20 protein-coding genes are annotated in these 19168 nt (G+C 65.9%); 12 read left to right on the top strand and 8 right to left on the bottom strand.

Features of this window, described 5'->3' with window-relative positions; translation table 11 throughout:
• Genes U8326_RS11645 through U8326_RS11665 form a run of 5 tightly spaced genes read left to right on the top strand, consistent with a single transcriptional unit; the run spans position 1 to position 2790 of the window.
• On the top strand, positions 1-369 hold the full coding sequence (locus tag U8326_RS11645) for a flagellar biosynthetic protein FliO (protein WP_324740472.1): 369 nt from the start codon (positions 1-3) through the stop codon (positions 367-369).
• Positions 366-1091, top strand: a complete 726-nt coding sequence (gene fliP / locus U8326_RS11650) for a flagellar type III secretion system pore protein FliP (protein WP_324740473.1) — start codon at positions 366-368, stop codon at positions 1089-1091. Before U8326_RS11645 ends, fliP begins: the two co-directional genes overlap by 4 nt.
• The gene (locus U8326_RS11655; protein ID WP_324740475.1) at positions 1088-1831 is read left to right on the top strand and encodes a sigma-70 family RNA polymerase sigma factor; all 744 of its coding nucleotides are present in this window, start codon (positions 1088-1090) and stop codon (positions 1829-1831) included. Before fliP ends, U8326_RS11655 begins: the two co-directional genes overlap by 4 nt.
• A 23-nt stretch (positions 1832-1854) precedes the next feature.
• Entirely contained in the window at positions 1855-2430 is a 576-nt protein-coding gene (locus U8326_RS11660; protein ID WP_324740476.1) for a hypothetical protein, read from the top strand.
• Between the two features lie 18 nt (positions 2431-2448).
• The gene (locus U8326_RS11665; protein ID WP_324740478.1) at positions 2449-2790 is read left to right on the top strand and encodes a hypothetical protein; all 342 of its coding nucleotides are present in this window, start codon (positions 2449-2451) and stop codon (positions 2788-2790) included.
• Between the two features lie 3 nt (positions 2791-2793).
• On the opposite strand, the gene U8326_RS11670 is transcribed toward U8326_RS11665, so the two are convergent.
• From U8326_RS11670 to U8326_RS11695, 6 genes are all read right to left on the bottom strand, one after another.
• Positions 2794-3909, bottom strand: a complete 1116-nt coding sequence (locus U8326_RS11670) for a hypothetical protein (RefSeq protein WP_324740480.1) — start codon at positions 3907-3909, stop codon at positions 2794-2796.
• A gap of 77 nt (positions 3910-3986) precedes the next feature.
• On the bottom strand, positions 3987-6014 hold the full coding sequence (locus tag U8326_RS11675) for a flagellar biosynthesis protein FlhA (RefSeq protein ID WP_324740481.1): 2028 nt from the start codon (positions 6012-6014) through the stop codon (positions 3987-3989).
• Positions 6007-7095 (bottom strand): EscU/YscU/HrcU family type III secretion system export apparatus switch protein, encoded by a 1089-nt coding sequence (locus tag U8326_RS11680; protein ID WP_324740482.1) that lies wholly within the window; start codon positions 7093-7095, stop codon positions 6007-6009. The genes U8326_RS11675 and U8326_RS11680 overlap by 8 nt, the downstream gene beginning before the upstream one ends.
• Positions 7096-7098: 3 nt before the next feature.
• Entirely contained in the window at positions 7099-7860 is a 762-nt protein-coding gene (locus U8326_RS11685) for a flagellar biosynthetic protein FliR (protein WP_324740484.1), read from the bottom strand.
• Between the two features lie 18 nt (positions 7861-7878).
• Positions 7879-8172 carry a flagellar biosynthesis protein FliQ gene (gene fliQ / locus U8326_RS11690; protein WP_324740486.1) on the bottom strand — a complete coding sequence of 98 codons (294 nt, stop codon included), beginning with the start codon at positions 8170-8172 and terminating at the stop codon, positions 7879-7881.
• A gap of 145 nt (positions 8173-8317) precedes the next feature.
• Positions 8318-8932, bottom strand: a complete 615-nt coding sequence (locus U8326_RS11695) for a TetR/AcrR family transcriptional regulator (RefSeq protein WP_324740487.1) — start codon at positions 8930-8932, stop codon at positions 8318-8320.
• Between the two features lie 71 nt (positions 8933-9003).
• On the opposite strand from U8326_RS11695, the gene U8326_RS11700 reads away from it, so the two are divergent.
• The 7 genes from U8326_RS11700 to U8326_RS11730 all read left to right on the top strand — a co-directional run bounded on the left by U8326_RS11700 (position 9004) and on the right by U8326_RS11730 (position 18378).
• Positions 9004-10206 (top strand): efflux RND transporter periplasmic adaptor subunit, encoded by a 1203-nt coding sequence (locus U8326_RS11700; protein WP_324740489.1) that lies wholly within the window; start codon positions 9004-9006, stop codon positions 10204-10206.
• Between the two features lie 4 nt (positions 10207-10210).
• Positions 10211-13450 carry an efflux RND transporter permease subunit gene (locus U8326_RS11705; RefSeq protein ID WP_324740490.1) on the top strand — a complete coding sequence of 1080 codons (3240 nt, stop codon included), beginning with the start codon at positions 10211-10213 and terminating at the stop codon, positions 13448-13450.
• Complete coding sequence (locus U8326_RS11710) at positions 13447-14913, top strand: efflux transporter outer membrane subunit (RefSeq protein WP_324740491.1); 1467 nt, start codon at positions 13447-13449, stop codon at positions 14911-14913. The genes U8326_RS11705 and U8326_RS11710 overlap by 4 nt, the downstream gene beginning before the upstream one ends.
• A 103-nt stretch (positions 14914-15016) precedes the next feature.
• Positions 15017-15394: a nuclear transport factor 2 family protein gene (locus U8326_RS11715; RefSeq protein WP_324740492.1), complete on the top strand. Its 378-nt coding sequence runs from the start codon at positions 15017-15019 to the stop codon at positions 15392-15394.
• A gap of 46 nt (positions 15395-15440) precedes the next feature.
• A complete protein-coding gene (locus U8326_RS11720; protein ID WP_324740494.1) occupies positions 15441-15971 on the top strand; it encodes a VOC family protein in 531 nt (176 codons plus the stop codon).
• 51 nt (positions 15972-16022) lie between these two features.
• Positions 16023-16349 carry a hypothetical protein gene (locus U8326_RS11725; RefSeq protein WP_324740496.1) on the top strand — a complete coding sequence of 109 codons (327 nt, stop codon included), beginning with the start codon at positions 16023-16025 and terminating at the stop codon, positions 16347-16349.
• Between the two features lie 64 nt (positions 16350-16413).
• Positions 16414-18378: a TonB-dependent receptor plug domain-containing protein gene (locus U8326_RS11730; RefSeq protein WP_324740497.1), complete on the top strand. Its 1965-nt coding sequence runs from the start codon at positions 16414-16416 to the stop codon at positions 18376-18378.
• Positions 18379-18451: 73 nt separating this feature from the next.
• Here U8326_RS11730 and U8326_RS11735 read toward each other — a convergent pair whose 3' ends face one another.
• Together U8326_RS11735 and U8326_RS11740 are read right to left on the bottom strand one after the other, a co-directional pair.
• Positions 18452-18721: a BrnA antitoxin family protein gene (locus tag U8326_RS11735; protein WP_324740498.1), complete on the bottom strand. Its 270-nt coding sequence runs from the start codon at positions 18719-18721 to the stop codon at positions 18452-18454.
• Positions 18714-18971, bottom strand: a complete 258-nt coding sequence (locus U8326_RS11740; RefSeq protein WP_324740499.1) for a BrnT family toxin — start codon at positions 18969-18971, stop codon at positions 18714-18716. Before U8326_RS11740 ends, U8326_RS11735 begins: the two co-directional genes overlap by 8 nt.
• Positions 18972-19168: the final 197 nt, after the last annotated feature.

Here is a 19168-nt window from a genome sequence, read left to right on the forward strand (position 1 = left end):
ATGCAGGCATTGCGATATATTCCGGGCCTGCCCGCCCTGCTCATCGCCGCGCCCGCGCTGGCCGCCGGGCTGGGCAAGGGCACCGCGCCCGCCATACCCTGGGCGCGGATTGCGCTCGCCTTCGTGTTCTGCATTGCGCTGGCTGCGGGCGCGATCCTGCTGATGCGCAAATATCGCCTGCATGACGGCGGCGGCTTCTCCTTTCCGCGCCGCCCGGCCGGCCAGCGCGCCATCGAGATCGTGGAAACCCGGCGAGTGAGCCAGCACGGCGATGCCTGCCTGCTGCGCTGCCATGGGCAGGACTATCTGTTCGTCATCACACCCCACAAAGTCGTGCTGCTCGACAAGCTCGGGGCGCAGGGCGAATGAGGCCATCGCTGCGCAGGCTGGCATGCCTTGTGGCCTTTGCCGCGACCATGGCCGCCGCGCCCGCCGCCCATGCAGCCAACGCCGCCGTGGTGGGCGGCACCGGGCAGGCAGTGCAGATCGCCGTCGTCCTCGCGGTGCTGGCGGTGATCCCCGCGATCCTGATCAGCACCACCAGCTTCGTGCGGATCGTGATCGTCCTCGCCATGGTTCGCCACGCCTTCGGTATGCCGCAAACCCCGCCCAATGCGGTGCTGACCAGCCTTGCCCTGTTCATGACGGCATTCGTGATGGGGCCGACCCTGTCGCAGCTCAACCAGGATGCCTTGCAGCCGCTGCTCAGCGGGAAGGCCGAGCTGGGCGAAGTGATGGATAAGGGAGCGGCCCCGCTCAAGAGCTTCATGCTCAAGCATACGCGCGACCGCGATATCGAGATGATCTACGAAATAGCGCGGACACCCCTGCCGGAGCGGACCGAGGACATTGACCTGTTCAAGCTGACTCCGGCCTTCATGCTCAACGAGCTGCGGGTCTCCTTCACCATCGGCTTCGTCATCCTCCTGCCGTTCCTGCTGATCGATCTGGTCGTGGCCAGCATACTTCTCGCGCTGGGCATGATGATGGTGCCGCCAGCCACCATTTCCCTGCCGATCAAGGTGCTGATGTTCGTACTGATCGACGGCTGGAGCCTGGTTCTGGAGGGCTTGCTCGGCAGCTTCGGATGAGCGGGCGGCGGGCTCGCGGCCTCGACCTGCTGACCCGGCCGGACCGGGTCGAGGCCTCCCTCTGGCGCTCCCGCTTGAGCGAAGCGGGAGAAGCATCGCGGCAGCGCCTGTTCGATCATTACCGGCCCTTCGCCCGCAAGCTGGCCGCCTATCACTGGGCGCGCAGGAAACCCGATAATTTCGAGCGTGGAGATATCGAGCAGCTTGCCTATGAAGCTCTGCTGCAGGCGATCGACCGCTACGATCCGCACCGCAACGTCCCGTTCGAAGCCTATGCGCGGCTGCGGATCGCCGGACATATCGCCAATGGCCTGGCAAGGATGAGCGAGGCTTCGGCGCAGTATCGCTATCGGCGACGGACCGAGCGTGAGCGCCTGCGTTCCTTGAGCGAGGGTGGCGACGAAGCGGGAGAAGACGCCCTGGCGGCGCTTTCCCGCCTGGCGGCCACGCTCGCCCTCGGGCTGATGCTGGAGGAGGACGGCCCCATCGACCCGGATTCGCTGCCGGATGCGCAACCATCCGCCTTCGAAAGCCTGGCGTGGCACGAAATGAAGCGGAAGATCGCGGACCAGATCGCGACCCTGCCCGCGCGCGAGGCCGATGTGGTGCGACAGCATTACCAGAACGGTGTCAGTTTCCAGCAGATTGCCGAGCTGATGGGGCTGAGCAAGGGGCGGATATCGCAGATTCACCGGTCCGCCTTGTCGAGATTGCGAGACCAGCTCGCCCGCTTTCGATAACAAGGGAATTAAGGGGAAACGACATGAAACTGTCCGATGAAAGCGAGATCGCAGCGCTGCTGGAATCGATCCGGGGCGATGATGCGGATGATCTGGCGCAAGCCGAGCGGCTGCTGGCCCGCTTCCCGGATGATCCGAGGCTGCATTTCCTGCGCGGCTCGATCCTGGCCGGACGGCAACGACCGATCGAAGCGCATGTCTCGCTCGCGCGGGCGGTCGAGCTGGCGCCGGAGTTCCATATCGCGCGGTATCAGCTCGGGTTCTTCGAGCTGACCTCGGGGGAAGCCGACAAGGCGCTCTCGACCTGGGGGCCGCTGCTGCGCCTGCCGCAGACCCATCACCTGCGGCTGTTCGTGGAAGGGCTTACCCATCTGGTGCGGGACGAGTTCGCGGAAGCGATCGACAGCATGAAAGCCGGGATGGCGGCGAATACGGAGAATCCGCCGCTGAACAACGACATCGCACTGCTGGTCGCCGAATGCGAGAAGCTGGTCGGCCAAAGTGACGAGGGCGGCGGCGATGCGGAGCGGGAGGATTCCGATCTATCCGCCACTTCCCTGATGCTCGGCCAGTTCTCGCCTGGCCCGACCAGGCACTGAGACGGGCGCCGGAAGCCGATGACCCGCATCAACCAGGTCGACCAGGTGCTGATGCTGCTGCGGCAGCAATTGCAGCGCATGGGCAAGGCGCAGCGCAGGCCGCAGGCCGCGAAGGCGGGCACGCCGTCCGCGATCAAGCGCGCGGCGGCACTGGCGCAGATCGAGGGTCTTTCGCCCGAAGACCTCGAACAATCCCTGATCCGGGCCTTGCTGACCGAGGAATTCGGCGAAGCGCTGGCGAGCGATGCCCGGTTTCAGAAGGTGGTGGCCGATGTCCACAGGATCATCGCCACGGATCGCGAGACAAGCCAATTGCTCCGGCAGGCGGTGGAGCAGCTGAAACAGCCGGGCACGGGCTGAACGCTATCTGGCCATCCGCCGCAGCGCATCGCCGATCGTCCTGCCCTGCTCGTCCAGCACCTGCCCGAGCGCCATGTCCATGATGCGCTGCACGGCTTGCTGGTCGCCATCCCCGGCGGCGATCAGCAGTTTGGCGAAGGCGGCGGAAAAACACTGGCGATCCAGCCCGAAAGCGACTTCCAGCCCCCGTTCCGCACTCGCTCGGTTCCCCTCAAGCAAATTCAGCACCGCCAGCGAACCATGGGATTCCGCGAAATTCGGGTCGAGCCGAAGCGCATGCTCGAACCGCCCGCGCGCCTTTTCGCGGTTGCCGCCAAGGAGATAGGCCCAGCCCGCCGCAATCCAGCTGCCGAGATGATCGCCGAAAAGTTCCGCCCCCTTGTCGAGCGCCGCCGCAGCCGCATGATGATCGCCGCCGGCGAGATCGGCCAGCCCCAGCCCGATCCAGCCGCGGGGCGAGCCTGCGTTCGCCGCCAGGGCACGCTCGAACAGGGGCCGGGCCGTCTCATGCGCCTGCTCAGCCAGCGCCAGCGTGCCGAGCACCGCCAGAGCGTCGGGGTGGCCATCCGCCCGTTCCGCGCATTGCCGCGCCAGTTCCTCGTCTTCCATATCCACCGCAAGAACAGAGATCGCGGCCAGCAAGGGCGGATAATCGGCATGAACGGAAAGATGCTGCCTGGCCCGCGCGAGCGCTTCATCGAACGCCCCCGCTTCATGCAGCAATTGCACTTCCAGCATCGCCGCCTGCGGCAAGGCCCGGGTGGTTGTCTCATCGAGCAAGCCGGCGGCCCCGGCGCGATCCTGCGCCAGCGCGCGCGCCCAGGCGAGATTGAAGCGCAGCCCGGCATCCCCCGGCGCGACGGTGAGAAGCTGCTCGAAGATGCGCGCGGCCTGCACCGGATCGCCGCCCTGCATCAAGGCGATTGCCAGCAGGTTGCGGTCGGCGGCGGCAAGGGCATCGGCCTGTTCGAGGCGCGACAGCAAATCCACCGTCAGGCCGGGTTCATGGGCCGCAAATGCCGCCTGCGCCGCATCGCGCAGCAGCGAAGGGTTGAGCGGATCGCAGTCGAGGAATCCGAGCAGGCGATCCAGCGCTTCACGATCAGGGACATCAGCCATCCGGGACCTCACTTCCGACACAGCCCGCACATGCGCAGGCCCCTAAACCCATATTATCGGCTACTTCAAACAGGCGTTCATCCATCGGCCTTCACCACATCGAAGGATTGCAGGCTGATGCGCAACGGAATCTCGTCCACCGAAAGCACGGACAGATGCGGAATGGAACGCTGGGTAAGCTTCAGGAGAATGCGGCGGATCGGCCCGGCGCACAGCAGGACGGGCGATTTTCCCTGCCGCATCATGGCTTCCGCCAGCGGCGCGAGCTTGCGGAGCAATTGCTCGGCCAGGCGCGGCTCCATGCCGAATGCGCTCGCGTCCCGCGCGCCGGCGCTGGTCAGAAGCTGGTTTTCCAGCCTGGGATCGAGGCTGAGCACCGACAAATGGGGATTGCGCCCGCGCAGGCCGTTGCAGATGACCGTGCTCAGCGCCTGACGAACCTTTTCGGTAAGCTCGGCAGGGTCGCGTTCCGATCGCCCGATATCCACCAGCGTTTCCACGATCAGGTCGATATTGGCGATGGACACCCTTTCCTGGACGAGGTTCTGCAGAATCCTCTGCACATCCGAGATGGTCATGACGTTCGGCACGAGTTCCTCGACCAGGCCCGGCTGCCGTTCCCGCACCTGATCCAGCAATTCGCCGACCGCCGACCGAGTCAGCAAGGTAGCGGCTTCCATCCGCACGATCTCGTTGAAATGCGTAATCATCGCCGTTTCAGGCTCGACCACGCTGTATCCGCTGCCCGATGCCTGCTCCGCCTCGGCGGCTTCCACCCAGATCCCGCCGATCCCGAAGGCGGGATCATGGCCGGCGATGCCCTCCAGCTTCGGCACATCCTCATTCTGGGGAATGGCCAGCACCCGCCCGGGATGGACCTGCCCGCTGCCGTAGGCGGTCCCATGGATTTCGATGCGGTATTCCAGGCTGCCCAGTTCCGGCGCATCCGCGAAACGGACGGCGGGAAAGGCGATGCCGAAGGTCTGCTCATGCGCGGCGCGCGCGGTGGCGATGCGATCCAGCAGCAGCGCTTTCCTGCCTGCCCATGCCTCGCTCAACTGGCTGCCGAGACCGATCTGGAGCGCGGCCCGCACCCCGGCGCGCGCGGGCGGACCATCCTGCTCCGCCGCGCCATCGATGGCGTCCGCAGCCTGGCCACGGCGCCGCGCGCGGACACGCAGCCAGGCCAGGAAGGAAATCCCCAGCAGCAGGGCGATGGGCCATTTGGGCATGCCCGGCAGCAGCATGAGCGCGAACAGCACCGCGATCACTATCAGGGGAATGCGCGGCTCCGACGCCAATTGCCGGAAGATCTCCGCGCTCAGCTGGCGATCCGCCGACGACCGCGTCACGATGATGCCGGTGGCGATGGAAATAATCAGCGCCGGAAGCTGGGTCGCGATGCCATCGCCGATGGTCAGCAGGGCGAACCGTTGCAGCGCCTCGCCCCAGCCCATCCCCATCTGGGTGACGCCGACGATCAGCCCCGCCACTATGTTGATGAGGAGAATCAGGATTCCGGCAATCGCATCGCCCTTCACGAACTTGCTGGCCCCGTCCATCGCGCCATAGAACGACGCTTCCTTTTCCAGTTCCGCGCGCCGTTCGATCGCCTGCTTCTGGTCGATCAGCCCCAGATTGAGATCGGCATCAATGCTCATCTGCTGGCCCGGCATGGAATCCAGCGTGAAGCGCGCCGCCACTTCGGAAACACGCTGCGCGCCCGAGGTAACCACGACATATTGCACCACGATCAGGATGGTGAAGACGACCAGCCCGATGACGAAATTGCCCTGCACCGCATAGGTGCCGATGGATTCGATCACATCACCTGCATCCGCGCCGGTCAGGATCAGGCGGGTGGCGGCGACATTGAGCGAGAGACGGTACAGCGTGGCGACCAGCAGCAGCGAGGGAAAGGTGGAAAATTCGACCGGCTTGGTGACGTAGAACGTCAGCAGCATGATGGTCAGCCCGAGCGCGAAATTGACGATGATCGCCAGGTCCAGCAAGGCCGGGGGAATCGGGGAAAACAGGATCAGCAGGATCAGGATGGTGCCCAACACCAGGACGAGATCCTTGTTGCGGTCGAACAGCTCACCCATGCAAGGCATCGCCCCCTTCCGCTTGCTCCGCCGCCCGGCGCAGCCGGCCGTAATGCCGCGCCACGGCGTGAAAATGCGCAGGCGCAATCGGCTTGCCCGCTTCGGTTTCCCGGAACAGCCGGCGGGCAAGCGCCGGATCGGCAATCAAGGGAATGCCGAGCAGGCGGGCCTTGCGCTTGAGCAATTGCGCGAAATGATTCCGGCCCTTGGCCCGCACCATCGGCGCATCCATCCGGTCCGGCCGATAGGCCAGCGCGACCGCGAAATGATCGGGATTGGTGACCACGAAATCCGAGCCGGGAAGCTGGCCCAGCCCTTCGGCCTGCTTGCGCATCTCGCCATGAAGCTCGCGCCGTTTCTGCTTGAGGCGCGGCTCGCCTTCCCTGTCCTTCGTCTCGCGCGTCAATTCGCGGCGGCTCATCCGCATCTGCTTGCCAAATTCCCGCCGCGCCATCACCTGATCCAGCAGCATGAACAGGAAGGCCGCGCCCAGGAATGCGAACAACAGGCGCTTGGCCGCCCCTTCCAAGGCCCGCGAGAGCGACAGGGCATCCTGCAATGTATCGCCGAAGATCCGGATGGCGCTGGCAATCATGAGCCAGGCGATCACCGAATAGACCGCCATCTTGGCGATGTTCTTGAGCGTTTCCTTCACCATCCGCAGCGAAAAGATGCGCTTCAGCCCCTTGGCGGGATTGAGCCGGCTGAAATCCGGCTTGAGCGGGGCGGCGGTGAAGATGAAGCCCCGCAGCTGGATCAGTTCCAGGCAGATCAGGATCACGGCGATCACCCCGCCCAGCAGCAGCAAGGGCTGGAAGGCCATCCAGTACACCGTCTTGACCGTCGCCAGCACCGAAGGCGCATGTCCGGCCTGATCGATCCCGACAGTGAGGGACAGCCGCATCAATTCAGCCAGCCTGGCGACGAAGGCCGGCCCGGCCAGCAGGATGAAGGCGGCGAAGGCCAGCAGGCTGCCGACGAAGCCCAGGTCCATGCCCCGCGCCACCTGCCCCTTTTCCCGGGCGCGTTTCAGCTTGAACGGCGTCGCTTCTTCCGTGCGATCCTGGTCCTGCCCTTCCATCGCTCAGGCTCCGCCCTGGCCCAGCAGGCGGGGTACCGCTTCCAGCGAGAGCCGGATCATGCGCAACAGCAGCCCCGCCGAAAGCGAGAGCGACAGCGGGAGAACGACCAGAACCGCCAGCGACTTGACCTGAAAGCCGAGCAGCAGGACATTCATCTGCGGCAGGGTGCGCGACATGAAGGCGATCGACAGGTCGAGCAGGAACAGCACGAGCAGGATGAGGCCGACCAGCCCGATGCCCATGGCGAACAGGCTCGCCACCAATCCGAGCAAGGCGCGCGCATCGCCTGTATACAAGCCATGGCCCAGCGGCATGAAATCCAGCGTCGCGGCCCATAGCGCCAGCAGATCATGCGCACCGTCGGTGGCGAAGAAGACGATGGCGGCGGCATAGGCGAACACGGTGCCGACCAGCGGCATCTGGGCCTGGGTGGTGGGGTCGGCGATCATGGCCAGTCCGAACCCCGCCTGCACGTCGATGATGCGCCCGGCCCAGAGAATGGCGGCATAGGCCAGCTGCAGGCTGAGCGCGACGGCGAGGCCCACGAACAGTTCCCCGGCGGCTAGGCCCGGCAGGGGGTATCCGGCCATGACGCGGGCGGTCGTCGCATCCGGCCGTCCCGCCACCAGCCATAGCGCCAGGGCCAACGAGAGCAGCACCCGCACCGTCACGGGAATCCGCAGCATGGCAAATGGCCCGCCAAAGGCAAGCACGGGTGCGATCCGCAAGCTGACCAGCAGGACCGCCGTCAATTGCGCCGTCATTTCCTCCATCGGGCCGGTTCAACCCGCCAGCGAGGGGATGAGCAGATAGAGCGAGCGGGCGAAGCCGGTCAGCCGCGCGATCATCCACGGGCCCAGCGCGATCAGCAGGACCATGGCCGCGAGCATCTTCGGCACGTAGCTCAACGTGATTTCCTGGATCTGGGTGGCGACCTGAAACACCGACACGATCAGGCCGACGGCAAGCGTGGCAAGAAGCACCGGCCCGGCGACAATCGCCGTGTTCCAGAGCATCTCGTTCATGAGGTTGAGCGCGCGATCCGGCCCCATCCGTTCCCCCAAGGCAAAGGCCACCTTCTCCGCCCGTGGCGGGAGATCGGTGTCCGCTTCACCTCGCCGTCCGGCCCCGCAAGGTCCATCGGAGTTAGGACGGAAACGGTCCAATTGGCTCGGCGGAAAGCGGCAGGCCCTCGCGGCGCTGATGGCCCAGGGTCAGGGCCTAAACGGCCAGCGCGGCGCCCCTGAGAAAGAATCGCACGCGCATGGCGACATCGACGGAATCGTCGAGCGTCACTCCGCTGATCGTCTGCAGCAGATGCTCGTGGCAGATCAGCGCGAAGAACAGGCCGGCAAGCTCCTCAGGACTGTTGGCGCCCGCGGCGGCGACTTCCTTGCGCGCCGCGAAGAAGGCGGCAAGCTCGACTCGCGCCCGCTCCATCCCTTCCTCGCAGAACTCCCGCACGAAATCGTCATTGTCGATGCTTCGCGCGATGAGGATGCGGAACAGGGCCATCGAGGAGGTTTCCCCGAAAGCCTGCTGGAAACGTTCCGCCATCAGGGTCAGGCTGTCGAGCAGGGGCAGCCCCTTCGCCCCGACATCGCGAACGATCTCTTCACCCGAAACGGTTGTTTCTTCGACCACCGCGGTCAGCAGCCCTTCCTTGCTGCGGAACAGCTTGTAGAGCGTCGCCAGCGAGCCGCCCGCCCGCTCCACCACCTGGGCCAGCGTGGTGCGTTCGAAGCCTTCGCTGAGAAAAGCCTCGCGAGCGGCTTCGATGAATGCCGTCCGCCTCCGTATGAGGCGAGCGTCCGCACAATCCTGCTCAGACCACATTTTACTTCGATCCCCCCCTTGCGATGGACTTGTGTAATATATATTACGCCTTCGCGCTGCACAATGGAAGGATGGCACAATTGACCAGATCTAGTATCGCGGCCGCTCTCAGCCTGCTTCTTGCTGCCTGCAGCGGCGGCGAAGCGGAAGCGCCGCCGGCCATTCCTGTCGAAACCCTCACGGTCAGCGCCCGGGAAGTACCCAATGTCATCGAATTACCGGGCCGAGTCGCGCCGGTGCGGGTGGCGGAAGTGCGCGCCCGCGTGACGGGCATCGTCGAACGCCGCCTCTACAAGGAAGGCTCCGACGTGCGCGCCGGCCAGCCGCTGTTCCAGATCAACCCGTCCGAACTGCGGGCCAGCTATGCCCAGACCAAGGCCAGCCTCGATCGCGCCCGGGCGACCGCCGCGAACGCCGCGGCCGTGGTGGAGCGCTATCGTCCACTGGTCGCCGAAAACGCGATCAGCCGGCAGGAATACGACGCCGCCGTCGCCGCGTCCCGCGAGGCTTCGGCCAATGTCGCGCAGATCCGCGCCCAGCTCGACGCGGCATCGCTGCAGCTCGGCTACACCACCGTGCGCGCGCCGATTTCCGGGCGGGCAGGCCCGGCCCAGGTGACTGAAGGCGCGCTGGTGAGCCAGACGGACGCGACCCTGATGGCGCGGGTCGAGCAGATCAGCCCGGTCTATGTGGTGTTTTCCCAATCCGCCAGCGAGCTGCTGAACCTCCGCAAGAGCATGAGCGACGGAAGCCTCGAGCTGAAGGACGGGCAGATGGTCGAAGTCCGCCTGACCTTGGCGAACGGCAGCGAATACGAGACGCCGGGATTCATCGACCTGGTCGACTTCTCGGTGGATGAAACCACCGGCACGGTCGCGCTGCGCGCCGAATTTCCCAACCCGAGCCGGCAATTGCTGACCGGCGAATTCGTCCGCGCCAGGATCTACGCGGGCAAGGTGCCTTCCGGCATCGCGATCCCGCAGCGCGCGGTCATGGTGAACGAAGGCGGCAGCAGCGTGTATGTGGTGGACAGCGCGGGCAACGCGGCGCTGCGCCCCATCGAAACGGGTGCGCTGGTGGATGGCATGTGGGTCGTCCAGAGCGGCTTGCAGCCGGGCGACGTCGTGATCCTGAGCAATTTCCAGAAACTGCGGCCCGGCGTTCCGGTCGCGGCGAAGGCAAAGGCGAAAGCGGCCGGGGCGAAAGCGACCGGGACGAAGCCCGCCGGAAATGCCGCGCAGAAGCAGGCTCCTGCAAAGTCGCAGGAGCGCTGACGGGATGCCTCGTTTCTTCATCGACCGGCCGATCTTCGCCTGGGTCATCGCGCTGGGCGTGTTCCTTTCGGGATTCATCGCCCTGCGCAATCTGCCGATCGAGCAATATCCGGAAGTCGCCCCGCCTTCGCTGACCATATCCGTGGTCTATCCGGGCGCGGACGCGCAAACGCTGGAACAGAACGTCACCCAGGTCATCGAGCAGCAGCTCAATGGCGTGGACGGCTTTCTCTACATGAATTCCAACAGCCTATCGAACGGAACGGCCTCGATCGACCTGACCTTCGAGGCCGGAACGGACATCGATATCGCGCAGACCGAGGTCCAGAACCGGCTCAGCACGGTCGAGGCCCGCCTGCCCGAGGAAGTCCGCCGCCAGGGCATCACCGTGCGCCAGGCGAACAACAACTTCCTGATGATCGTCGCCCTCACTTCCAAGAGCGGCGCGCTCTCGAATATCGACCTCGGCAACATCGCCGCGATCCGGGTGGTGGACGAACTGCGCCGGGTGCCGGGCGTGGGCGACATCCGCCTGTTCGGCTCCGAATATGCGATGCGGATCTGGCTCGATCCTGCCAAGCTGGCATCCTACAATCTTTCGCCCAGCGCCGTGCTCACCGCGATCAGGGAGCAGAACAGCCAGACTGCGGGCGGCTCCCTCGGCGCCCTGCCATCGGTGAACGGGCAGCAGATCAACGCCACCATCGTCACGCAGAATCGCTTTTCCACCGTCAGGGAATTCGAGAACATCCTGCTGCGCACAGATACCGGCGGCGCCACGGTCAGGCTCGCCGACGTGGGCCGGATCGAGGTCGGCGCCCAGAATTACGGGGTGAGGACCACCCGCAACGGCGACCCTATGGCGGGCATGGGTGTCCAGCTCGCGACCGGGGCAAACGCCCTGGCGACGGCCGAGGCCGTGCGCGAGCGGATGGCGCAGATCGCACCCGGCCTGCCCAGCGACGTGGAGTGGTCGATCCCCTACGACACGACCCCCTTCGTCGAGATTTCGGTGGAGGAAGTGGTCAAGACCCTGGTGGAAGCGATGGTGCTCGTCTTCCTGGTCATGTTCCTGTTCCTGCAGAACTGGCGGGCCACGCTGATCCCCACGCTGGTCGTGCCCATTGCCTTGGCCGGGGCCTGTCTCGGCCTGTGGATCTTCGGCTTCTCGATCAATGTGCTGACCCTGTTCGGCATGGTGCTGGCGATCGGCATCCTGGTGGACGACGCGATCGTGGTGATCGAGAACGTCGAGCGCATCATGCGCGAGGAGGGGCTGAGTCCGGTCGCCGCCACGCGCAAGGCGATGGACCAGATCACGGGCGCCATCATCGGAATCACCCTGGTGCTGATCGCGGTGTTCCTGCCGATGGCGTTCTTCCCCGGATCGACCGGCGGAATCTATCGCCAGTTCTCGGTGACGCTGGCCATTTCGATCTTCTTCTCCGCGCTGATGGCGGTCACGCTCACCCCGGCGCTTTGCGCCCATTTCCTCAAGCCGATCGATCATGACCACGATCCCGACCCAGCCGACGAGGCCGTGCCGGAAACAGCGCCGCAGCCCGGCATCCGGGGCTGGATCGCGAAGGGACAGAGCTTTTCGCGCCGCTTCTTCAACCGCTTCAATATCTGGTTCGCGGACATGACCGGCCGATACAGCCGTTCCAACGACCGGCTGTTGAGCAAGCCGATGCGCGGGCTGGCGGTTTTCGCGGCGCTGACTGCCGTGACCATCGTCCTGTTCATGCGCCTGCCCACCGCGTTCCTGCCGACCGAGGACCAGGGCTATCTGATCACCGTTGTCCAAGGCCCGCCCGGCGCGACGGCGGAACGGATGGAAGAAGCGATCGACCCGATCCAGAAGTTCTGGATGAGCCAGCCCGAAGTGAAGCACACCGTCGTCGTGCGCGGATTCAGCTTCTTCGGCCAGGGCCAGAACAACGCGATCATGTTCACCCCGCTCCACCCCTGGGACGAGAGGACCGCCACCGGCAGCAGCGCGGGCGAGCTGCTGGGCCGGGCCATGCAGGAGTTCGGCGGCATGGACAATGCGCTGGCCTTCGTGATCCAGCCGCCCGCGATCAGCGCGCTCGGCAATGCCAGCGGGTTCACCATGAAGCTGGAAGACCGCGCCGGGCTGGGCCGGGAAACCCTGATCTCAGCGCGTGACCAGATGATGGAGCTGGCCTCGCAAAGCAAGATCATCACCAATCTGCGCCCGGAAGACCAGCAGCCCGCGCCGCAACTGCGGGTCGACATCGACCGCATCCAGGCGCGCGCGCTCGGGCTTTCGATCGCCGATGTGAATGCCGCGCTTTCGATCAATTTCGGCTCCGCCTACGCCAATGACTTCACCCGCCAGGGCCGGGTGCTGCAGGTGCTGGTCCAGGCGGATGCGCCGTTCCGCATGAATCCGGAAGACGTCATGGCGCTGCGGGTGCCGAACAGCAGGGGCGAGCTGGTGCCTTTCAGCACCTTCGCCACCGCGAAGTGGACGGCCGCGCCGCCCAGCCTCGCCCGCTATAACGGCTATCCGGCGATGACCCTTTCGGGCGAAGCGGCCCCCGGCTATTCCTCGGGCGACGCTCTGGCGGAGATGGAGCAGCTCGCCGGGCAGCTGCCATCCGGCATCGGGTATGAATGGACCGGCATCAGCTTCGAGGAAAAGCAGTCGGCCGGGCAGGTCGGCGCGCTGCTGGGCCTTTCGGTCATCGTCGTGTTCCTGCTGCTCGCGGCGCTGTATGAAAGCTGGGCGGTTCCGCTCGCGGTGCTGCTCATCGTGCCGATGGGCGTCCTCGGCGCGGTGCTGTTCTCGATGGTCCGGGGGCTTTCCGCCGACGTCTATTTCAATGTCGGGCTGATAACCATCATCGGCCTTGCCGCCAAGAACGCGATCCTGATCGTGGAATTCGCGATCGAGGAGGAGGAAAGCGGCATGTCGATCATCGACGCTGTGAAAGCGGCGGCGCGCCTGCGCCTGCGGCCGATCATCATGACCTCGCTGGCCTTCATCCTGGGCATGGTCCCGCTGGTGATCGCCAGCGGCGCCGGCGCGGCCAGCCGCATCGCGGTGGGCACGGGCGTGATGGGCGGCATGATCGCCGCGACCGCGATCGGCATCTTCGTCATTCCGATACTCTATCTGACGGTGCGCAAATATCTCAGCCGTCAGAATCCGACCGCCGCGGGGCATATGGACACGCACGATCCGGAAGAGCCCAGCCAGGGCGGACAGCACGCATGAACAGGAAGCTGATCCTCGCCCTGGGCTCCGCCCTTGCCTTGTCCGGCTGCATCAACATGGCGCCGAAGCATGAACGGCCGGCCCTGTCGACCGCGCCCGCCTACGATCCCGAATACCGGCCGGACGGCGGCGTGATCGCCAGCCGGATCGGGTGGCAGGACTATTTCACCGACCCCCGGCTGGATGCGCTGATCGAAAGCGCCCTGGCCAACAACCGCGATCTCGCGGCGGCGACCGCCCGGATCGAGCAGGCGCGCGCGCAATACCGGATTCAGGACAGCCGCCGCCTGCCCGCCGTGGTCGCCGATGCCGGGGGCAGCCGCACGCGGCAGCCGCTCGAGAGCGGCACTTCGGTGGGCGGCACCGGCTCTTCCGGGGAATCGGCCGGGGCGACGACCTACAATCGCTTCAATGTTGGCGTCGGCATAACCGCATTCGAACTCGATTTCTGGGGCAGGCTCGCCAATCTGAGCGAAGCCGCGCGGGCGGAATATCTCGCCACCGTGGCGGCGCAGCGCGCCTTCTATCTCTCGCTCATCGGCGATGTCGCCTCGACCTATTATCAATTGATCGAAAGCGAGCAGCAGATCGCACTGGCCGAGGCCACCGCGGAAAGCAGGCGGGAAGGATTGCGCATCGCCCAGCTCCGGCTGGATGCCGGCGTCACGTCCGCCTTGCCCTATCGCCAGGCGGAAACCCTGCTGACCCAGGCCGAGCAGCAGCTGGCCGAGCAGAGGCTCGCCGCCGCGCGCACCCGCAACCAGCTTGCGGTCCTCGTCGGCGGGCAGCTTCCGCAGGATCTCCCGCCGGGCCGCACGCTGGCCGATCAGGGGCCGCTGGAACGGATCGACGCGGGCCTTCCCTCGGATCTCCTGCTGCAGCGGCCGGACATCATCGCCGCCGAGGAACGGCTGCGCGGCGCCCGCGCCAACATCGGCGCGGCCCGGGCCGCATTCTTCCCCACCATATCGCTGACCGGCAGCGCGGGATTCGTTTCCAGCGCACTAGATAGCCTGTTCGACAGCAATTCCCGGACCTGGACCTTCGGCCCCGCGATCAGCCTGCCCTTGTTCGACTGGGGCGCGCGCGAAGCCGATCTCGGGCTGGCCAAGGCGCGGGAAGTCGAGGCGGTCGCCAATTACGACAGCACGGTGCAGAACGCCTTCCGCGAAGTGTCGGACGGGCTGGCCGGCCGCCGCTGGCTGGCCGATCAGGCGGTTGCGCTGGCGCGAGGCGTCGCGGCGCAGGAGAAGATCGCCCATATCGCGCGCCTGCGCTATCGCGAAGGGGTGGCCGATTATCTCGAGGTGCTGGATGCGGAGCGCAATTTGTTCAGCGCGCAGCAGCAATTGCTGGCCACCCATCGCGCGCAATATCAGAACCTGGTGACGCTGTTCATCGCGCTGGGCGGCGGACAGGCATCGGCAGGAGGCGACCCGGCCCAGGCCCCCGCCGCACAGTGACGGCGGGGACGCATCCGCCCTTGCCTTCCGGCGGGCGAACCAGTCCCTCGACATCGCGGCCAATGCTTGCCAAGCTGGCGCGACAACCGGAAGGGAGAGACAGATGCAGGCCGGGTTCGACCTTGGATTGGAAGAGGCGCGGTTTTCCGCAACGATAGCCCATGATGTCGAGGCCATGCGGGCCTGCCTGCGCGACGATTTCACCTTCATCCATTCGAGCGGGCGGATCGACGGCAAGCAGAGCTATCTCGACCTGCTCGGCAGCGGGACCCTGCGCTATCTCGAGATGCAGTGGAGCGACATGCGCCTGCTCGCCCGGATCGGCCCCATGGCCCAGGTGTTCTCCCGGCTCGACTTCACTGCGGATTTTGGAGGCAGCGATGTGGCCGTCAGCGCCTATATCGTCTCCACCTGGATCGAGGAGGACGGCGCCTGGCGCGTGCTCACCGTTCAGTCGTCCGGCCTTCCCCAGGGCCACTGACCGCACAGGAGCCAGCGGCCGGAAGCGCCGCGCCAAGGAGAGAACGATGCTTGCCGGAATCAGACCCTGCCAGATCGCCTATTACGTGCCCGACATCCGGGAAGCGGCGTTGCAGCATCACCGGCTGTTCGGCTCCGGCCCCTATTTCGTCGCGGAAAGCATAGATTTCGCCGTGCATGAGCATCGCGGCGTGCAGTGCGAATGGGATCAGTCGTCCTCCTTCGGCTATTGGGGCGACATCATGATGGAGTTCATGGTGCAGAACAAGCCGGGCCGCTCCGTGCTGGAGGATGTGATGGCGCTGAACAAAGCGCCGTCGGGGATGCATCATGTCGGCTATTACGTGGACGATCCCGAAGCGGTGGTGGCCGGGTTCGAGAAGATCGGCTGCCCCAAGGCGATGCGCGCGGTGCTGGCCAACGGCATCGAGGTGTTCATGGTCGATACGATCCCGCTCTACGGCCATATGATCGAACTCTACGAGCCGACCCCCACGCTGATGGAAGTGCATGGCTTCATCCGCCAGGCGACGCAGGATTTCGACGGGACCGACCCGGTCCGCGACTTCGCGCTCTGAAAGGCGCGCAAGACCCTATACTCCATCATCGGGACGATGTAGGGCGCGGCCATGCGCACGCTGGTGCATCTCCTGCTGATCTTCAGCGTCCTGTGGTGCGGATCGCATCTGGGCGAGCCGGCACAGGCGCATGAGCACGGCGCGGAGCAGGCCCTGACGCTCGACGCGCATCTCCTGCCCGGCGATGGCGACGGGACCGGCGAAACCCCCGGCGAGCACGCCAAGGGCGGCCATCATCACTGCCCGATCGCGCCGGACGGCCTGGCCGCACCCGCGCTGTGCGATCCCCTCCCCGCCACAGCGCCGCTCTTCGCCCGGCGCATCGCCGCCCTGAACTCGCTGTCGCAGGCCCCGCCCGTCCAGCCGCCCGCCGCCTGATTCCCGAACCGCAGCGCGAGCCGATGCCCGCGCCGTCATGCAACGGAAATCAGGAGCAGACTTCATGTCACCGTCAATCAGGCTCGCGCTGGGCGCGAGCGCAATGCTATTTGCCCAAGACCCTGCCCATGCGCAGGAGCAAGCCCCCGCCAGCCACGCCGAAGCAGCCGAAGAGATCATCGTCCAGGCGACCCGCTCGGGCCGCCGCCTGCAGGACGAGCCGGTCCGGGTCGAAGTGGTCAACCGCGAGGAGATCGAGGAGAAGATCCTCATGCGCCCCGGCAACATCGCCACGATCCTGAGCGAGACCGGCGGCCTCCGGGTGCAGGTCACGTCGCCCGCGCTCGGCGCCGCCAATGTGCGGGTGCAGGGCATGGATGGCCGCTTCACCCAGCTTCTGGCGGATGGGTTGCCGCTCTACGGCGGACAGGCGTCATCGCTCGGCCTGCTGCAGATACCACCCACCGACCTGGGCCAGGTGGAAGTGATCAAGGGCGCGGCATCGGCCCTCTACGGCCCGTCCGCGCTGGGCGGAGTCATCAATCTCGTGTCGCGCCGCCCGTCCGACATCGCGGAAGGCGAAATGCTGCTCAACGCCACCACTCGCAACGGGCAGGATGCCACCGCCTATCTGGCGGCGCCCCTGGGCGAAGGCCTGGGCGCGTCCATCACCGGCGGATACCATCGCCAGAGCCGGCAGGACCTGGACGACGACGGCTGGGCCGACATGCCGGGCTACGAACGCTGGACCGTGCGCCCGCGCCTGTTCTGGGAAGGCGCGGAAGGGGCATCGCTGTTCCTCACCGCCGGCGCGATGAAGGAGGAGCGGCGCGGCGGCACCCTGCCCGGCGGCACCGCTCCCGACGGCAGCCCGTTCCCGCAGGGGCAGGACACCGAACGCTACGACGCCGGGCTGGTAGCGAAGCTCCCGGTGGGCGATACGGTGGCCGCGCATCTGCGGGCCTCGGGCATGGCGCAGGACCATACGCACCGCTTCGGCGAGGTGGTGGAGGATGATCGCCACCGGACCCTGTTCACCGAAGCCTCGCTGTCCGGCAAGGCGGGCGGCACCGCATGGGTCGGCGGCTTCGCCTATCAGATCGACAGCTTCCGCTCGCGGACCTTTCCGGCCTTCGACTACACCTACCGGGTTCCCGGCATCTTCGGCCAGCTGGAGCAGGAGCTGGGCGGCAGCGTGACGCTGGCGGCAAGCGCCCGGACCGACTTCCACAATCGCTATGGCACGCAGTTCAGCCCGCGCCTGTCGCTGCTCTACCGGACCGGGCCCTGGACGGTAAGGGCATCGGGCGGGCGCGGCTTCTACGCGCCCACGCCCTTCGTCGAGGAGATCGAGGCGGCCGGCCTGTCGCGGCTCGAGCCGCTGGGCCGCCTGCGCGCCGAAAGCGCAAGGACCGCTTCGCTGGATATCGGCTATGCGCGCGGGCCGCTGGAGGCGAACCTCACCCTGTTCGGCGCCGATGTCCGCAACACGACCCGGATCGAGCCGCTGGAAAACGACCCGGCTCGCGTTCGCCTCGTCAATGTCGCCGGGCTGACGCGGATCAGGGGCTCCGAGCTGCTGCTGCGCTATCGCTGGGACAGCTTCGTGGTGACCGGCAGCTATGTCTATGTGGACGCGTCCGAACCGGACCCGGACGGTTTCGGGCGCAGGACCAAGCCGCTGACGCCGAAGCACACCGCTGGTCTCGTCGCCATGTGGGAGGAGCGCGGCAAGGGCCGGATCGGGCTGGAGGTCTATTACACCGGCAGGCAAGCGCTCGACGACAATCCCTATCGCCGCCAGAGCAAGCCCTATTTCGAGATCGGACTGCTGGGAGAAGTGGCGGTCGGCAAGGCCCGGCTGTTCGCCAACGCGGAGAACATCCTCGGCATCCGGCAAACCCGTTACGATCCGCTGCTCAGGCCCAGCCGGGCGGCCGACGGACGCTGGACCGTGGACGCCTGGGCGCCGACCGAAGGCTTCGTGCTCAACGCGGGAATCCGGCTGCGGTTCGGCGGGGAGGACTGACCGCCCTTGCCCCACTGTGCTTCCCCGCCCGACAGGCCGGGGAAGCCGGATTGGGAACCCACCAAAAGGTTGTTCAGCGTGCAGCCTTCTCCGCCGCCTTGCGCAGGGCTTCATTCATCCGGCTTTGCCAGCCCGGGCCGCCCGCCTTGAACTTGGCGATGATATCCTTGTCCAGGCGCAGCGAAATCAGCTGCTTGGCATCCGGCTTGGTGGAGCCGGCCGGGCGGCCCGGCTTGCGGACCAGGGCATTGAGGACATGCTTGGGGTGGACCTGATCCGCGGGCCTGGCCCTGGCAAAGTCTTCCTTGGTCCATTCCGGGTTGTCATCGAAGGGCTTATTCATAGCGCCTCATCTCCTTTTCGCGGGCCCGGCGGAAGCTGATCAGCCGGATGCCCGCATCGGTTTCAGTATAAACGATCATGTAACCCTTGCCGCCGATCCGGCCGAAAGCACGGAAACGGGTTTCGCCATAATCGCGACGATCATCGATCACCACGACAGGGATATTATCGAAGCCCTGGTAATCCTCGAAGGAAAGTCCGCGTTCCCGGATATTCCGTTCGTTCTTCGCTGGGTCGAATTCGATCTTCACGAATTATCTGTATCTACGATCCGCTTCTGATGCAAGGATAAAATGTAGCTACGAATAAAAGGGCGGCACCGCCTGAAGGAGGAGTAGGCTCTTCTTTCCTACTCCGCGAAAATCTGGCTTACCCTGCCGGATGGCACGTGCCCTTCCTGTTCTCCCACTCGCTTGTTTCGCTACCGTCAAGCGGGAACCCGGGATGC

It is taken from the genome of Tsuneonella sp. CC-YZS046, assembly GCF_035581365.1.
GTDB lineage: Bacteria > Pseudomonadota > Alphaproteobacteria > Sphingomonadales > Sphingomonadaceae > JAWKXU01.

Bases quoted from the DNA above. Each gene is read 5' to 3' on its own strand.
- U8326_RS11645 (WP_324740472.1), top strand. From the start codon at position 1: ATGCAGGCATTGCGATATATTCCGGGCCTGCCCGCCCTGCTCATCGCC.
- fliP (WP_324740473.1), top strand. From the start codon at position 366: ATGAGGCCATCGCTGCGCAGGCTGGCATGCCTTGTGGCCTTTGCCGCG.
- U8326_RS11655 (WP_324740475.1), top strand. From the start codon at position 1,088: ATGAGCGGGCGGCGGGCTCGCGGCCTCGACCTGCTGACCCGGCCGGAC.
- U8326_RS11660 (WP_324740476.1), top strand. From the start codon at position 1,855: ATGAAACTGTCCGATGAAAGCGAGATCGCAGCGCTGCTGGAATCGATC.
- U8326_RS11665 (WP_324740478.1), top strand. From the start codon at position 2,449: ATGACCCGCATCAACCAGGTCGACCAGGTGCTGATGCTGCTGCGGCAG.
- U8326_RS11670 (WP_324740480.1), bottom strand. From the start codon at position 3,909: ATGGCTGATGTCCCTGATCGTGAAGCGCTGGATCGCCTGCTCGGATTC.
- U8326_RS11675 (WP_324740481.1), bottom strand. From the start codon at position 6,014: ATGGGTGAGCTGTTCGACCGCAACAAGGATCTCGTCCTGGTGTTGGGC.
- U8326_RS11680 (WP_324740482.1), bottom strand. From the start codon at position 7,095: ATGGAAGGGCAGGACCAGGATCGCACGGAAGAAGCGACGCCGTTCAAG.
- U8326_RS11685 (WP_324740484.1), bottom strand. From the start codon at position 7,860: ATGACGGCGCAATTGACGGCGGTCCTGCTGGTCAGCTTGCGGATCGCA.
- U8326_RS11695 (WP_324740487.1), bottom strand. From the start codon at position 8,932: ATGTGGTCTGAGCAGGATTGTGCGGACGCTCGCCTCATACGGAGGCGG.
- U8326_RS11700 (WP_324740489.1), top strand. From the start codon at position 9,004: ATGGCACAATTGACCAGATCTAGTATCGCGGCCGCTCTCAGCCTGCTT.
- U8326_RS11705 (WP_324740490.1), top strand. From the start codon at position 10,211: ATGCCTCGTTTCTTCATCGACCGGCCGATCTTCGCCTGGGTCATCGCG.
- U8326_RS11710 (WP_324740491.1), top strand. From the start codon at position 13,447: ATGAACAGGAAGCTGATCCTCGCCCTGGGCTCCGCCCTTGCCTTGTCC.
- U8326_RS11715 (WP_324740492.1), top strand. From the start codon at position 15,017: ATGCAGGCCGGGTTCGACCTTGGATTGGAAGAGGCGCGGTTTTCCGCA.
- U8326_RS11720 (WP_324740494.1), top strand. From the start codon at position 15,441: ATGCTTGCCGGAATCAGACCCTGCCAGATCGCCTATTACGTGCCCGAC.
- U8326_RS11725 (WP_324740496.1), top strand. From the start codon at position 16,023: ATGCGCACGCTGGTGCATCTCCTGCTGATCTTCAGCGTCCTGTGGTGC.
- U8326_RS11730 (WP_324740497.1), top strand. From the start codon at position 16,414: ATGTCACCGTCAATCAGGCTCGCGCTGGGCGCGAGCGCAATGCTATTT.
- U8326_RS11735 (WP_324740498.1), bottom strand. From the start codon at position 18,721: ATGAATAAGCCCTTCGATGACAACCCGGAATGGACCAAGGAAGACTTT.